Source organism: Salsipaludibacter albus (genome assembly GCF_019798055.1).
GTDB classification, from domain to species: domain Bacteria; phylum Actinomycetota; class Nitriliruptoria; order Nitriliruptorales; family Nitriliruptoraceae; genus Salsipaludibacter; species Salsipaludibacter albus.
The window spans coordinates 52,710-66,527 of sequence record NZ_JAHOPH010000017.1 but is presented as its reverse complement, the minus strand read 5'-3'; the positions used below and the strand labels follow the sequence as shown (position 1 = coordinate 66,527).

Annotated in this window: 10 protein-coding genes; 7 read left to right on the top strand and 3 right to left on the bottom strand. The window is 64.2% G+C overall.

Annotation, left to right across the window (positions count from 1 at the left end; translation table 11 throughout):
• The gene (locus tag KR546_RS11760; protein WP_238444904.1) at positions 1-1,143 is read right to left on the bottom strand and encodes an ImmA/IrrE family metallo-endopeptidase; all 1,143 of its coding nucleotides are present in this window, start codon (positions 1,141-1,143) and stop codon (positions 1-3) included.
• Between the two features lie 620 nt (positions 1,144-1,763).
• Here KR546_RS11760 and KR546_RS11755 point away from each other — a divergent pair.
• From KR546_RS11755 to KR546_RS11745, 3 genes are all read left to right on the top strand, one after another.
• Positions 1,764-2,345, top strand: coding sequence for a hypothetical protein (locus KR546_RS11755; RefSeq protein WP_238444903.1), 582 nt, complete (start codon positions 1,764-1,766; stop codon positions 2,343-2,345).
• A gap of 239 nt (positions 2,346-2,584) precedes the next feature.
• Positions 2,585-3,400 carry an AbiU2 domain-containing protein gene (locus tag KR546_RS11750; protein WP_238444902.1) on the top strand — a complete coding sequence of 272 codons (816 nt, stop codon included), beginning with the start codon at positions 2,585-2,587 and terminating at the stop codon, positions 3,398-3,400.
• A 423-nt stretch (positions 3,401-3,823) separates the two neighbouring features.
• Positions 3,824-5,056: an IS256 family transposase gene (locus KR546_RS11745; protein WP_238444901.1), complete on the top strand. Its 1,233-nt coding sequence runs from the start codon at positions 3,824-3,826 to the stop codon at positions 5,054-5,056.
• A gap of 213 nt (positions 5,057-5,269) precedes the next feature.
• Here KR546_RS11745 and KR546_RS11740 read toward each other — a convergent pair whose 3' ends face one another.
• Together KR546_RS11740 and KR546_RS11735 are read right to left on the bottom strand one after the other, a co-directional pair.
• Positions 5,270-5,941 carry a PH domain-containing protein gene (locus tag KR546_RS11740; RefSeq protein ID WP_238444900.1) on the bottom strand — a complete coding sequence of 224 codons (672 nt, stop codon included), beginning with the start codon at positions 5,939-5,941 and terminating at the stop codon, positions 5,270-5,272.
• 277 nt (positions 5,942-6,218) lie between these two features.
• Positions 6,219-6,953, bottom strand: a complete 735-nt coding sequence (locus KR546_RS11735; RefSeq protein WP_238444899.1) for a hypothetical protein — start codon at positions 6,951-6,953, stop codon at positions 6,219-6,221.
• Between the two features lie 453 nt (positions 6,954-7,406).
• On the opposite strand from KR546_RS11735, the gene KR546_RS11730 reads away from it, so the two are divergent.
• The 4 genes from KR546_RS11730 (at position 7,407) to KR546_RS11715 (ending at position 13,762) form a co-directional block, all read left to right on the top strand.
• The gene (locus tag KR546_RS11730; RefSeq protein ID WP_238444898.1) at positions 7,407-8,303 is read left to right on the top strand and encodes a HepT-like ribonuclease domain-containing protein; all 897 of its coding nucleotides are present in this window, start codon (positions 7,407-7,409) and stop codon (positions 8,301-8,303) included.
• A 622-nt stretch (positions 8,304-8,925) separates the two neighbouring features.
• Positions 8,926-11,391: a hypothetical protein gene (locus KR546_RS11725; protein ID WP_238444897.1), complete on the top strand. Its 2,466-nt coding sequence runs from the start codon at positions 8,926-8,928 to the stop codon at positions 11,389-11,391.
• Positions 11,388-12,323 carry a dienelactone hydrolase family protein gene (locus KR546_RS11720; protein WP_238444896.1) on the top strand — a complete coding sequence of 312 codons (936 nt, stop codon included), beginning with the start codon at positions 11,388-11,390 and terminating at the stop codon, positions 12,321-12,323. The genes KR546_RS11725 and KR546_RS11720 overlap by 4 nt, the downstream gene beginning before the upstream one ends.
• A 347-nt stretch (positions 12,324-12,670) precedes the next feature.
• A complete protein-coding gene (locus tag KR546_RS11715; RefSeq protein WP_338019144.1) occupies positions 12,671-13,762 on the top strand; it encodes a PASTA domain-containing protein in 1,092 nt (363 codons plus the stop codon).
• The last annotated feature ends 56 nt before the right edge of the window (positions 13,763-13,818 follow it).

The window sequence follows — 13,818 nt, the reverse complement described above, 5'->3', positions numbered from 1 at the left end:
TCACTCCTCGACGCGAGACAACAGGCCCTCAAGCGACTTCAGGGACCGAGCGTGGAGCAGCGACATAGCCTCGGAATACGTGGTGCGCATCGCGCGGGTCTCGCGGGCCACCGCCTCCAGGAATGTGGGACTGATCATGTGGGGTGCGGTCGCGTAGTAGTTCCCCCCATCGCTGTCACGAGCCTCAAGCGCCTCCAGTGCGCGCGTCCGCTCGGCGTCTCGTTCCGCGATGTATCGCTCCCAGGTCAGCAGCTCGAGGTGATGCAGTTGGCTAAGGACGACCAGCCCGCTGGCGCGGTAGCGGTCGGTCAGCACCCTCAGGGAGTCCTCCATGGGCTGGCCCGGTTCAAAGCGTGCTCGTAGATCATCCAGTGGAACCAGCACGTTCGCCGCCACGGCGTTGCACCAACGTTCGACGTCATCACCGTCCCCCGCGTCGAGGTCCGGTCGGTCCAGCGCCGACCTGCCTAGGAGTATGTGGCCTAGTTCGTGCAGGAGCGTGAACATCTGCGCGGCCTTGCTGTCCTTGCCGTTCACAAAGAGCGCAGGGGCCATGTCGTCGACAAGGCAGAAGCCACGAAACTCGTCGACGTCGAGACCCCTGTGAGTGCTCCCTACATAGCCAGCGATCATCACCAGAACACCTGCGGACTCCGCCGCGGTGACGAGCCTGTTGCGCGTCTCCTGCCATGTGCCGGGGCGACGCCTCGCCAGCCCGAAGTCGAGAACATCTCGCAACCGGTCCGCCACCTCCCCGGGTACATCTCGAGTCGTGGCCGATCTGACGAGATCGTTGGGCGCCTGTCCCTGGTCGATGAGATAATCCCGGTACCAGGTCTGTCGCCTTTGGACGAGGTGAACGGCGTCCTCGAGCTCTGCGGAAGTCGTCGTCACGCTCGCGCTACGAATAGTGCGGTAGTCCGTCAGAGGAAGGTCAGAACCAGGTGGATCGTCCAGTAGCATCAGCCCGATCGGTGTCCTTGCGGTCCGTGCGAACTTCTCCAACTGGTTGAGGGTCGGCTCTCGCTTGCCCTCCAGCCATTCCTCCAGCGGGTAGGCCTTGAAGTCGGTCGCGGGACGATGCGAGCGCGTCATCGCCCAGTGCAGCATCTCGGGCCGTACGGCCACGCGCACGTGCGCCATCCCGTGCCCTTCCCTTGCCGTATCGATCGTCGCCCGGTCAGGCTACGCCGGGGAGTGACACATCGAGCTCGGCAGTTGACGGCGAGGCTCGCGTGCGAGACTACCGACGCGGGGGCGGCAGATTGAGGCTGCCGCTCGCGTCCCCGCGCGCCAGGACCCCGCCTCTGCGTGATCGTCCACCTACCTTGGCTCGCGAGAACGAGACAGGCCGGGAGATGATGGTGGCCTCACAGGATGGGAAATGATGTCGGACTTCCAACTTCCGAACGAAGCCGAGCGCCTTCAGCGGTACTACGAAGCGCTCATCGATGGCTACTCAAGTGACCGAGGAGCCGTCGTCACACCATGGGCTCGCGCGGCCATGTCGAACATGCTGGTAGGTCAGCATTTTGAGTACCGACTTGGAGACCAGCGTCTGAGTGGGCACCCGCCTCAAGAGAGGGAGGCAGATCCTGAACTTGGCCGCGTGACCCGCGAAGCGCTAGACGACATGATCAGTGACTCCAGGCGCGACACCAGTCCGCTGGCGGATCAGGTAACTACCCGGGACGTCTTTCACTGGATTCAAAATTCTGGTGGGCGAGTCCTGCAGAGCGTCAGTTGGCTCCCGGGTCACAAAGATGACTAGCCAGGCACATGATCCGGCGCTGTCAGACCATCCCAACCCGTGGTCGGTCCTCATTGAGGGCACGAGGACGATCGTGGCCCTATCGACCGGTCTTCTCGGACTGACGGCGACGTTCGCCACCGATCTTTTTGGCGAATCGACCCATGGATGGCTCTACGCTGCGTGGGCCTTTCTGGGCCTTTCGATAGCTGGCTGTATTTACACGTATGGAGATATTCAAGCAGCAGTGCGCAATCCCAATCGCGTCACGCAGTACGAATCGACCAGAGTGCTGGGTCCCTTCAATGCCTCGTTCATCTTCTTAGGTTTGGGCGTGGCTCTGGTGGCTGTCGCGGCGCTACTTGACCTTAATTCAACCGATACCGATCCGTCGCTGGACTCCTTAGCGCGCAACGCTGAGGAGGCCGCGGAGCTCTTCTCTTCGGAGACATCAATGGATATCCGGTCGATCGAGCGTTCCCATGAGGGGACGACCTTTTTCTTCGAGAGCACCGATCAGGGCCTTCGAGTCCGCGTCACGTTGGATTCCGCGGGGGAACTTGTCACTTCCGAAGAAGTCGAGACCGATTGCTGAAGCTTGCTGCCAGTGGACAATGGACGAACGAGAGGTTCTGCACGTCTCCTGTTCCTTGACAGGCCTGTCGACCTCCCGCTGACCTGCAGGCTCCTCGACAGGTGGCGAGCGGCGAACTTGGGGACTTCCTCAAGAGTTTCGCTCGTTAGATCGTCAAGCCTGTGAAGCGTGAAGGTCGAGAGCACTACAGGCACACCCCGACGCAGCGCGCAACCGGAGCAGTAGGGAGAAGAGTGGCGATGCTGAACCAACAGGCTGTCGCGAAGTTGGATGATGCAGCCGGGATGTTCAATGAGGCCTTGATCGAGGTGTCTGCTGTCAACCACGGTCGCGCTCTGATTGCCGATATCGAACCGTTGCTTGCAAGCAAGTTCGAGAACTATGCGCCCTTCATTCGGCAGTGGCACAACGACTCGGTCGTGGCTGCTTGCGGTCGACTGCTCGATGCCACGAAAGGCGTGCGCAGCGTAGTCAAGGCGCTCGACGCAGTTGCAGCACTCGCGCCCAGGATTGACTACGAGGGGATCGTGGCGGTGAGACGCCGCGCGAGCCAGCGATCGAATTCTCAAGACAGCCCGGTCCCGCCAGAGAGTCCCTGGGAGCGGGCTGCGAAGAGCACCGTTCGGCACGACCAAGAGCGTCTGCAAAGTGCACACACCGAGGTCAAGAAGGCACGCGATGAGGTCGTCGCTCATCGACAGGCATCCTTTCACGACGGCGATGGGCTGAAGGTTGGTGGCGAACTAGTACCAGATGAGCTTCTCGACTCAGTACTTGGTGATCTTCACGAAATCGCTCGCAAGTGGCACCTCTATCTTCTTGGTTGGGCTCCACCGCTCGTCCGACCGAGCACCGAAACCCAGACGTATCTGATGCTTGCCTTGACGCTCTTTGAGCCTGGGCAGTATCTCCGCTCGTGGATCGACGCGCGGGCGCGCCTAGATCGACACTTTGGGCTTGGGGAACGACCCGCGGATGTAGATGACACCTACCAAGAGGCCGTCGAAGTCCACTTCGTCTGGCCCGACCCATACGCGTTGTTTGGCGAGGCTTGAGCTCGGATGGAGCGGGAACTCGAGTACGCGCACCCCTTTGGTACCAGCCATCGGATATCACCCGGTATCGACACTCGCGAGGATCGGTCGGGACCCGCGGGGTGCACCCCCCATCCGCTCAGCGCAGCAGACGAGATCGGGCGATCTGGCCCGTGAGGATCGCGGCGCGGTCGGTGGGCCCCGTTTGTACTCGCCGACCAGAAGCATCCATCGCCACGGAATCAACAGCAACTGCATGCCCGACCGCAGACTGTCAGTTCGGCACTTGACGAGCCGTCAGTGAACCCCGACGACGCGGCTGAAGGCGGCCGCGAAGGGTGAGTCCCATCACGTGGTGTAGGAGCCGGCCCGCCGAGTCCTCCGTGACGTAGGCGGGCCACCGTGCGAATCTCTTCAGCTTCCACACGAAAGAGGTTCCACACGATGACCCACTACCAGTCTGCCATGCACGAACTCGCGGAGCGTCTCCAGGACGCCGACGCGACCCTGACCACCTCGATCGCCGACATCCTGGGTGCCGCGATCCAGGAGCTGATCGAAGCCGAACTGTCGGCCAGGATCGGTGCCGAGCCTGGTGAGCGCACGCCGTGGCGCACCGCCCAGCGCAACGGACATCGTCCCAAGCGGTTGTCGACCCCGGCCGGGGACGTGGAGTTGGCGATCCCCAAGCTGCGCACCGGATCGTTCTTCCCCGAACTGCTCGAGCCACGCCGCCGGATCGACAAGGCACTGTGGGCGGTGATCATGCGCGCCTACGTCACCGGCACCTCCACCCGCAAGGTCGACGACCTGGTCAAGGCGCTGGGGTGCGACTCCGGGATCAGCAAGTCGACCGTGTCGCGGATCTGCAAGCTGATCGACGACGACGTCGCGGTGCTCCGCCAGCGGCGGCTGGACCATCTGCCGTTCGTCTACGTCTGGCTGGACGCGACCTACGTCCACGTGCGCGAGCACGGCCAGGTGATCTCCAAAGCGGTCGTGATCGCGACCGGGTGCCGCGCCGACGGCCACCGTGAAGTCCTGGGCGTCGACATCGGCCACAGCGAGAACGAAACGTTTTGGACCGAGTTCCTGCGCGGGTTGGTCGACCGCGGCCTGGACGGTGTGAGGCTGGTCGTCTCCGATGCCCACGCCGGTCTGCGTGCCGCGATCACCCGGGTGCTGCAAGGCGCAGCCTGGCAACGATGCCGGGTGCACGCAAAGCGCAACCTGCTCGCCGTGGCACGCCATCAGCACCGCACCGTGGTGTCGGCCGCGGTGTCGACCATCTTCGCCCAACCCGACGCCGACGCTGCCCGGGCCCAACTGCGCCGAGTCGTCGACCAGCTCATCCCGATCGAACCCGCCGTGGCCGAGCGGCTCCAGGCCATGGAGGACGACCTGTTGGCCTACACGTCGTTTCCGCCGGTGCACTGGTCCAAGATCTGGTCCAACAACCCGATCGAACGGCTCAACCGCGAGCTCAAGCGCCGCACCGACGTCGTACAGATCTTCCCCGACCCCGAGTCGGTGATCCGACTGGTCGGGGCGTTGCTGGTCGAGGTCAGCGACGAACTCGTCGCCGCACCCCGCCGCTACATCGCCGAAGCCACCCTGACCCCACTCACCAACCAGGAGGACCGTCTACCGTCCCTGCCCGCAGCACCCCGCACCTGACAACCGAGACGCACGGTCCTACACCACCACCCGGGACGCGATCGCCGCGAAGTCGACGGGTCGCTCCGTACTTGTGTTGGAACCCTGGAGGCGGGCCCCAGGCCTCGACCTCCTCCGCGGTGACCACACCGCCGGCCAGCATCTACTCCCGAGCCGCCCAGGCCGGACCTCGCATACCCCTCGGCAGCGTCTGGTGTCGGACCATCGGCGATCTCAGATTCGCGACAAGATCTCTGCCTTCTTGGCCTCGAACTCCTCGTCGGTAACGACACCAGCGTCACGCAATTTGCCCAGACGCTCGAGTTGTTCGATCGGATCTAACGTTGGCCCGTTGGCCTCAGCAGAATCGGTTGTGGGCCTTGCGTGGCTCGGGTCGACCGGCGCCTGAGGCCCACCGGAATGCTCGTATCTCATCGTGTTGGCGTGCTGCTGCAAGGTGCGCCGAGCTTCATGGGCGGTCTCATTGATCAGCCGCTGACCCTCCCGAAAGTTCGGCACGTCAGCCATCGTCACTGTCTCAGTCCCTTGTTGGCGCTCCACGTGGACAAGGATGTTCCCAACCCCACGGGCTTTCTGTGACATCGACTGCTTCACATCGACATCCGTAACCTTCGCGATCGGAATTTGCTGTGAGTCCGTTCGGAGTGTCCCGGTCTCGAAGAACAGGTAGTGCTCCGTCAGCTTGTACCGGCCGGCGCCCATGCCGCTAAGAGGCTTTCCGCGGACCTGCCATATCGCGTCCTCATCCACGTGAACGGCTCCCGAACCGTCACTTTGCTCTTGGGCTCCGGGAGCGAAATGGTCCGTCCATGCTTGTCCGTCCCAGTAGCGCTGTCGCCCGTCATCTTGCGGGTACCAGCCAGCCGGGGCCATGTCGTCGGTCACGTCGCACTCCAATCGCTCGTGGTGGTGAGAGCTGGACCACCAGCCTAAGGGTCACGAACTGGCTGAGCAGGCCACACCGCACACTCACGGAGTCGAGGCCTACGGGACAGCCCGAGTCCGATGGGCCCAGGGTCGGAGGCTCCGCGAAGGTCGCCTAATCCAAACACGCTCGAGGCCGACTCGGAAGCCTAGGAGAGCCACCTATGCCGACCGTCCAAAGGGCGCTTCCTCGGAAAGGGTGCGACGCTGCCGTACCTGGTCTACTGCGCCGAGTCGGTTAGTTGCGCGGTTCCAGCCTGGTTGCGCGATCAAGCCGTTCCTGAACGCGCTCACGCCTTGCGGCGCACCAACGATCGAGGTCAGGAGAACAAGGGTGATCGTTGTGACAGGCCTGCCAGATCACACCCGTCGCCGAGTAGGCGGCGGTGTTGGCTTGTCGGCCGGTGTACTGAGCGAGCCTCCACTCAACGGGTTGCTTCAGTAGGTCGTGAGTGACGGGATCGCGATACGCGGCGGGAGCGTGGACGGCCAGATCGCGTAGCCCGAAGATGCCCGAGACGGCGGACTGAAGTTCAGCGCTCCCGGGATTCGTGGGGCGAATCAGTCGCCTGAGAACCTCATTCACGCGGCGATGCCGGGCAGTCTTGTTTCGCCACTGGCGTTTCAACTCATCGGCCCCTGGAAGCTTTAGGAGCGCGTGCGTGTGGAAGTTGTCCAGGGCGAAGGCTGCGGCCGAGATGGCCACGAGAGAGGCACGACACTCCTGCGTCATCAAGTCAGCCAGCAAGGACGGATCGGCGCCCTCCCTGCCCTTCCCAGACGCGGCCTCAAGTTCCAGCCGTGCCATCTGAGCCGTCTGCGCGTGCTCAATCGCGACATCAAGCCACATGGGCCATACATCAAGAGCAACGGCAAGCGAAATCGACGAGTGGGTCCTGCCGCTCTCGTCTACCGAAATCGTGAAGTCCGTCAGGTGGACTTCCATGCCCTTCATCACGAACAGTCCGGCCATGCCCACCTCGTCTGCCGCTCGGCCTGCTAGATCAGCGGTCCGAATGATCGGAGTCAACGATACGGGTGGAGAGCGACACGACGGCCGCGTCGTCCTTCATAGGGGACCGTGCGTCGGCGCTGCCATCGGATAGCCCCCGCTACCAGAGGTCTTGTCGCGCCACATCCGGGACGGGCCGGGGGTGATCACCACCTGGACGGTGGCATGCAACTGCTCGAGGCGACAGCGGAGGGGTTCAGCGGTTCGGAGATCGACGCCAGCAAGGAGTTCCGTGCCTGGCCCACGGATCTGCACGGCCAGTGCGACTGACAGAGGTCTTCGGTGGCCCGGAGATGGTGCCGGTGCGATATGGGGCCTGCGGGTCAGGCCCGACCGGGGCAACCCTGCCAGGGACTGATCCGGACTCGTTGACGTCTATCGTGGCATTCGAGATGTGCGGAGGCGAAGGCTCCCATGCCCACCCATGGCAACTGTGGTTCGGACGACCCGGCCGGCAGCGTTGAAGCTGCACGCCTGCGGCTGTTCGGTCTCCCCGAAGGCAAGCTCGACGAGATGTGTCGTCGCCACAACGTGTGGGTGCTCACCTTGTTCGGCAGTGCAGCTGACCCTGAGGTGGACCGGCCGCGCGACCTCGACTTCGGCGTGGTGTTCGAACCAGGCAGCCGCCACGACGTCGTCGGACTACTCGACAGTCTGGTCTCGCTGCTGGGCACAGAAGCCATCGATGTCGTGGACGCCGCTCACGCCACCACCACGGCACGCCGCCGTGCGATCGCCGACGGAATCGCACTGTACGAACGCGAGCCGATGGAACACGCGTTTGCAGCCATGGCGGCCGACGGCACGTTCATGGAGACCGCAAGCATGCGACGCGACACACTCCGGTCGCTCCTTGCCACGACCACCGCCCCGCTCGATGTTGCGACCCTCCGAGCCAGACTCTCCACAATCGGTGAACTGCTCGACGACCTTCGCCGTCACGGCAACGTCCAGAGTTCGGACCTCGAGGTCGACAGAGATTTACGTCACTCGCTCGAGCGAGTGCTGGCCAGCCTCGTCGATACCGCAGGACAGATCAACGCCGACATGCTCGCCGCCGCGGGACGGCGAGCACCCACCGACAACCGCGACGGCATCGAGCTCCTGGCACATGCCGGGATCCTCCCAGGTGACCTCGCCAACCGGCTGGCAACCTGCGTCGAGCGCCGGGATCTGCTGACCCACCAGCCCGAGCGCATCTACCCCAAGGCGATCGCGGACGCTGTGCCCGAAACACGGACCACCTTCAGCGACTACCGGCAAGTCGTCGAAGACCACCTCGCACACAACTCCGAACCCCAGCGGCACTGACGGTCCGGACCCTGCCCGCCCATGAGACCAAGGATGAGGAGGGCCGCAGGGGCAACCCCGGACCTCCCGGCTTTGGGAATAGCCCCGACCCGCATAGCCCCGAGTATCCGCATCCGAGTTGCGATCCCCGGCCGCCTGCCGATGCAGAGGCAGCTTGAGCACAAGCAGGCGTTCAGTGTCGTCCTGCCGACTTCATGCGCGGTGAAGAGCTATCCCAGTCTCAAGGTCGGGCTTGAGGCTGAAGCGGTTCATGCCGGCTGTGGTGTCAATCGCGACATCAATGCTCGGCCCGGCGTAAGACGGGGCGTTCTGCTGGGCCGGAAGGCGAAGGACCTGCCCAGGCGCTCGTTGGGCGTCAGTCGGCGACCGCGAAACTCGGTCGGAGCCTGCAAAAGCCCGAGCGGATACAGGGCACGTCGAGGTCTACCCCTTGGCGACGACACCAACAACAGTTGACGGACGCAGCGACATCTGCAAGGGTCCATTGGGCGACTGGATTGGGGATGGGGCAGCCGATGAGCACTCGACGACGTTCGCCAGTAATCGCCGTGGTGGGCTTCATGAGTTTGGGTGTGCCGGCGGCAAGTTGCGGACTCATCTTGTCCAGAGGTTGGGAGCACAGGTGACGGGGCAGGGCTGGGGGACGTCTGATGCGAGCTTCTGGGAGCTCCGGATCCATGGCGTGGCCGGGACGTCGGCCGAGTCGCTGCTCGAGGTTGGTGTCAGCGAGGTCGAGTACGGGTTGCCCACCGGCCTTGAGCTGACGGGGAGGGGGCGGCGTGTCCCGAGGGACCGGCGTGCGTTCTCATGGGGGTCTCTGACGTCGGGTCGGCCGTGGCACGCGTTCAACATTCTGCTGCTGCCGTTCATGCTGAGCAACGTGGCGGGCTGGATGCTGCCCTCGATACGTCCGAACTGCACCGCCGAGAGGCCACCTTGGCAGGGCAGGCTCGCGACGGCCATGCTGCGGTTGCACGGGCTCGCTTTGACCGTGCTGTGGTCAACGTTCGTGGCGCTCGCGTTCCTTGACGTGGCCCCGTCGGTCGCGGGGGCCATCGTCGGCGAACGCATCGGCGCCTGGGTGGGTTACGTGTTGGCGCTCAGCTCCATCGCGGCCCTCGCAATCTTGACGACCGTCGCCCCGCGAGACCCGTGGAGACCGCTATGGCCGAAGCGCTCCCCGCTGGTGGTGGAGCGTGCTCGGACGACTAGCTTTGAGGTCGATCCTGATGGGATGTGGTCTACACCGCAGACCGTCGCTCACAGCCATCGCCCGCACACCGCGGTCGCGTTCTCCGTGATCGCCGCGACCGTCTGCACCGCCGCGTTGGCGGTGGGTGGAATCACATTCGAAGCGTGGCCGCCCCGGGTTGTGGGCGAACTAGCGGAGAATTGGGTAGCGCTCAGTGGTCTCGTCGCTGCTAGTGCCTGCATTGCGATCTCAGCCGGGTTCCTTGTTGCGATGTCGTGGTCCGCGGGCCGACCGCTACATCGGGTGTGGAGTGCCGTTGCACGCTGGCTCGCCGGGTTGTTGGGGGCTCTGAGCGTCGTCATGGCCGGCGCGTCTTTGTCGCGCCTGCCCATCGAGCCCACTGAGACGCTGCCTGGCCTCCGCGGCACTCTCGTCGTCGCCGCCGTCGCGGTGCTAGTCGCGGCCGTCGCGGTGGCCGTGCTTGAGTTCTGGACCTCTCGTCTAGGGTCACCGGGGACGTCTGGGTTGCAGGTGTTGACGGGGCCGTCGGTGATGCTGCTCGCCGGCGCTACGGGTGCTGTATACGGGGCCGGCTTCCTGCTCGGCGGCATGGAGATCCTCGCGGGGCCGTTGACCGGGAGGGCCGAGAAGGCGCTGACAAAGATTGTCACGCCTGCCGTGCTGGAGTGGGTCGCTCTTGTCTTCCTGGTGCTGGCACTCCTGGTCGTCGTGATCGGCGGCATCCGCCTCGCCAGTCTCGTTCAGAGGCAGAACCCCGACCTCGGTTCGCGACCGATGAGCGCCGTGCGGCAACTGGTCAGCCAGCCCACCCGGCTTGTCGTCTTCCTCGGCGCGCTCGGGGTGATCGGCTTCATTGCTCTCTACAAGGCAGTCCGGGAGTGCACACGGCCAGGCGCCACGCCATGGGGCTTCGAGGCAGTGGCGCTGGACAGCCAGGAATGCCTCAGAATCGGTTCGTCAGACTTGGTGTGGGGACTCGGCGCCGTACTTCTCGTCACGGTCGCTGTGATTGTCTTGATCGCTATAAAGGGCCCCTGGCGATGGGTCGGTTTCCTGATCTTCCTCCTCGCTGGGTTGACGCTCTTGCTCGGTGTCATCGAGACAACGCTCAAAGGTGGCTGGACTGGCCGCCTGGAGTGGCTGGCGGCACCGGCGTGGCTACCGCCGTACGACCCGTCGCTGTCCGACGTGGCGGTGTTCGTGGCCTTCACGGCCCCGGTCTTGGCGATCGGCACGAGGATGGTCTATGGCTTTCGGGACCGATCGACCCGGCGGGGGCTTGCGGTCCTGTGGGACCTCACGGCGTTCTGGCCACGGTGGTTCCATCCATTCGCGCAACGCAGCTACTCCGACACAGCTGTCAGCGGCCTCGCAGTGGTCCTGCAGCGACGCAGGGCGGCTGGTGCCTCGACGATCCTGGCTCCGCACTCGCAAGGCAGCGTGATCGCCGTGCCGGCGTGTCTGCTAGCGCACGACAAGGACCCAGACGCAGGCTCGCTCGACCAAGTGGCCTTGCTGACGTACGGATCGCCGGTCCGGCGGCTGTACAGCGAACTATTCCCTGGGATGTTCCACGCGGGGCTGCTGACGGAACTGGCCGGCCACCTGACGAGTCCTGGGACGGGGGAGATCCGGTGGCGCAACCTGTGGCGTGTCACCGATCCCATCGGCGGGCCGATAGCCCACTCCCAGGACAGCAACGAGGACGAAGCCTCGACGGTAATTGACGAGCTGTCGGACCCCCCGTACGGACTTGCAGATCCACAGAACCGGCTCCATTCGGGATACTGGTTGGAGGACCGGTACGCCGTGGCTATCACCGAACTGCGGCCGATGTTCGACACACACAGTCCGCCAGACCCGACCGCGACATGAGTCAGCGCACGCGCTCCGTGGCCCACGACGGTCGTCGGTTCGAGGTCGTGTCCTATGGCGAGGGACCGCCGGTGGTGCTGCTCCACGAGCTTCACGGCGTCTCCACCGCCTTCCACGAACTCGCGTGCATGCTCCAACTGCAGGGCTATTCGGTCCACGTGCCCCTGCTCTACGGCGACTCCGAGGTGCGCAGCACACTCGGAGGCGCTGTGAAAGCCTGGAGCTGTCTTCGACGTGAAATGGCACTGTTCAGCGCAGGTGGTCCAGACAAGCTCACTAACTGGCTGAACGCTCTCATCGCCGAACTGGTTGCCGACCCAGAACTCGACGCCAGTCGCGGCGTCGCCGTGATCGGGATGTGCATGACCGGAGGCATCGTGCTCGGCACGCTCGCCAACGAGAGCACAGCTACCGTAATCAGCAGCCAGCCGTCATCTCCAATGCGTCCCTGGTCCCCGACCACCAGCGCCGACCTCGGTCTATCCGACGAGACGCTCGAGGCGGCCGAGGAATCGGACACGCCCCTGCTGTGCCTGCGCTATCGCAACGACCCTCTGTGTGGCGACGGTCGGTTCGACCACATCCGCACCCGCCTGAAGTCCACGGACGAAGAGCACCCGCTCGGAGAGTGGCAGCGACGTGGCCACCTGCGAGTCTTCACGCACGGACGCTTGACGACTGTCGAGGTCCCGGGCTCGCGTCACTCCGTGCTAACAAGCGATCGAGATCCCGAAGCACTCGCCCTGACAGTCGAATGGCTGGCCAAGCACCTCCTCGATCCCGGGCCGGAGCCCGGCAGTGACGTCGCTCGCTGGGGGAATCCGCTGCTCCTTGGGGCAGCAGCCGCTCTGGCTGGTTGGGCCGTCGGTCGCTGGTTGGGAGCCAGGACTCCGCCCGTCAGGCCAAGCCGGACTGACGATGGCAACGCTTGACTCCGCCTTCCCATCTTCCCGAGGAAGTAGCGCTACCAGCCCACGGGCAACGTCCGGGGTGTCACAGCGGGTCGGCTCGAAGTTTCCACCCCACCTTCATAAGCAGGCCTAACCACACCTGTTACACAGAGCCCCGATTATCTCGAATTCGTACGCGGGCTCGCTGCGCCCGAGTGGGCGAAAAGAGCAGGCGCTGCGGCCGGTCAATCCCTGTTCGGTAGATGCGACGGGATCGCGTCCTGGGTGGTGGTGCAGGACCGTGCGTCTCGGTTGTCAGGCATTGAGGTGCATCGGAAGTCTCAGGTTTGTACTACGGTTTCGCTCGCTGTCGTCACTAGGGGAACTTCGTGTCATCGCCCACGCCGCCGCCGCCGTCCTCCGAAGGCGATGAGGGATCGCCGTCCTCGACGCCGCCTCCAGCTCCGGCTGTTGGCGACAACACCCCCGAGGACGGGGATGGTCGTCCCTGGTGGAAGACCTGGTGGGGCATCGGGCTCATCGCACTGGGTGTGCTCGTAGCTATTGGGATTGCTGTGGACGGCGATGAGGATCCCGAGGAGCAAGACGCAGCTGCGCCAGCAAGCCCTACGCCGAGTCCGACGCCCAGCCCCACGCCGAGTCCGACACCCAGCCCGACGCCGAGTCCGACACCCAGCCCCACGCCGAGTCCGACGCCCAGCCCCACCCCGGAGCCGATAGGGGTTCCAGACGTTGAGGGGTTGTCGGAGGCGGACGCCCGGGCAGTGTTGGAAGGGTTGGATCTGGCAGTTTCAGCCCAAGAATCCGAGGTGGACGCAAGTGACCGCGATGGTGTCGTGGTGTCACAACAACCGGCGGCCGGAGAGGAAGTGCCACCGGGAACCGAAGTCGTCATCGCGGTCGGGCGCTTCACCTGGAGTGAACCCATCGTCTTGGAAGGCAACGGAAATGATGTGATTCTGGACTTTCAGATCCCTGGCGACGCCGTGGCGTATGTCCGAGCTGACGCCAATGGCGACAGCAACTTCGTTGTGGATACCTACGACGAAGATGGCGAGCAACTTGATCTACTTTTTAACGGGATCGCCCCCTACGAGGCTGGAGGCGCCATCAACCTCTTCGTCGGCGAGAACACGCGGGAGTTCGACGTCATGGCCGACGGGCCGTGGACGATGACCTTTGAGCCCATCCAGAACGCTCCCAACATGCAAGATGGTGCCATCGAAGGAGAATCCGACGAAGTGGTGTTCATCCCTGAAGGCGAGGGCGAAGGACGCATCGCCAATGTGACTCACCAAGGCGAAAGTAACTTCGTGATTGATGCCTACGGCGACTACGGGTCCGAGCTCTTGGTCAACGAGATTGGTGACACGGACGTTAGGGCGAGATGGCCCAGCGGAACTCAACTGCTTGAGATCATGGCTGAAGGGACATGGACGATCGAGCTTTCCAACGACTAGACCGGGGGAGGCCAGACGAACTTTGGACGTCGGGAATCCTCCCCTTTTGCAGCCAG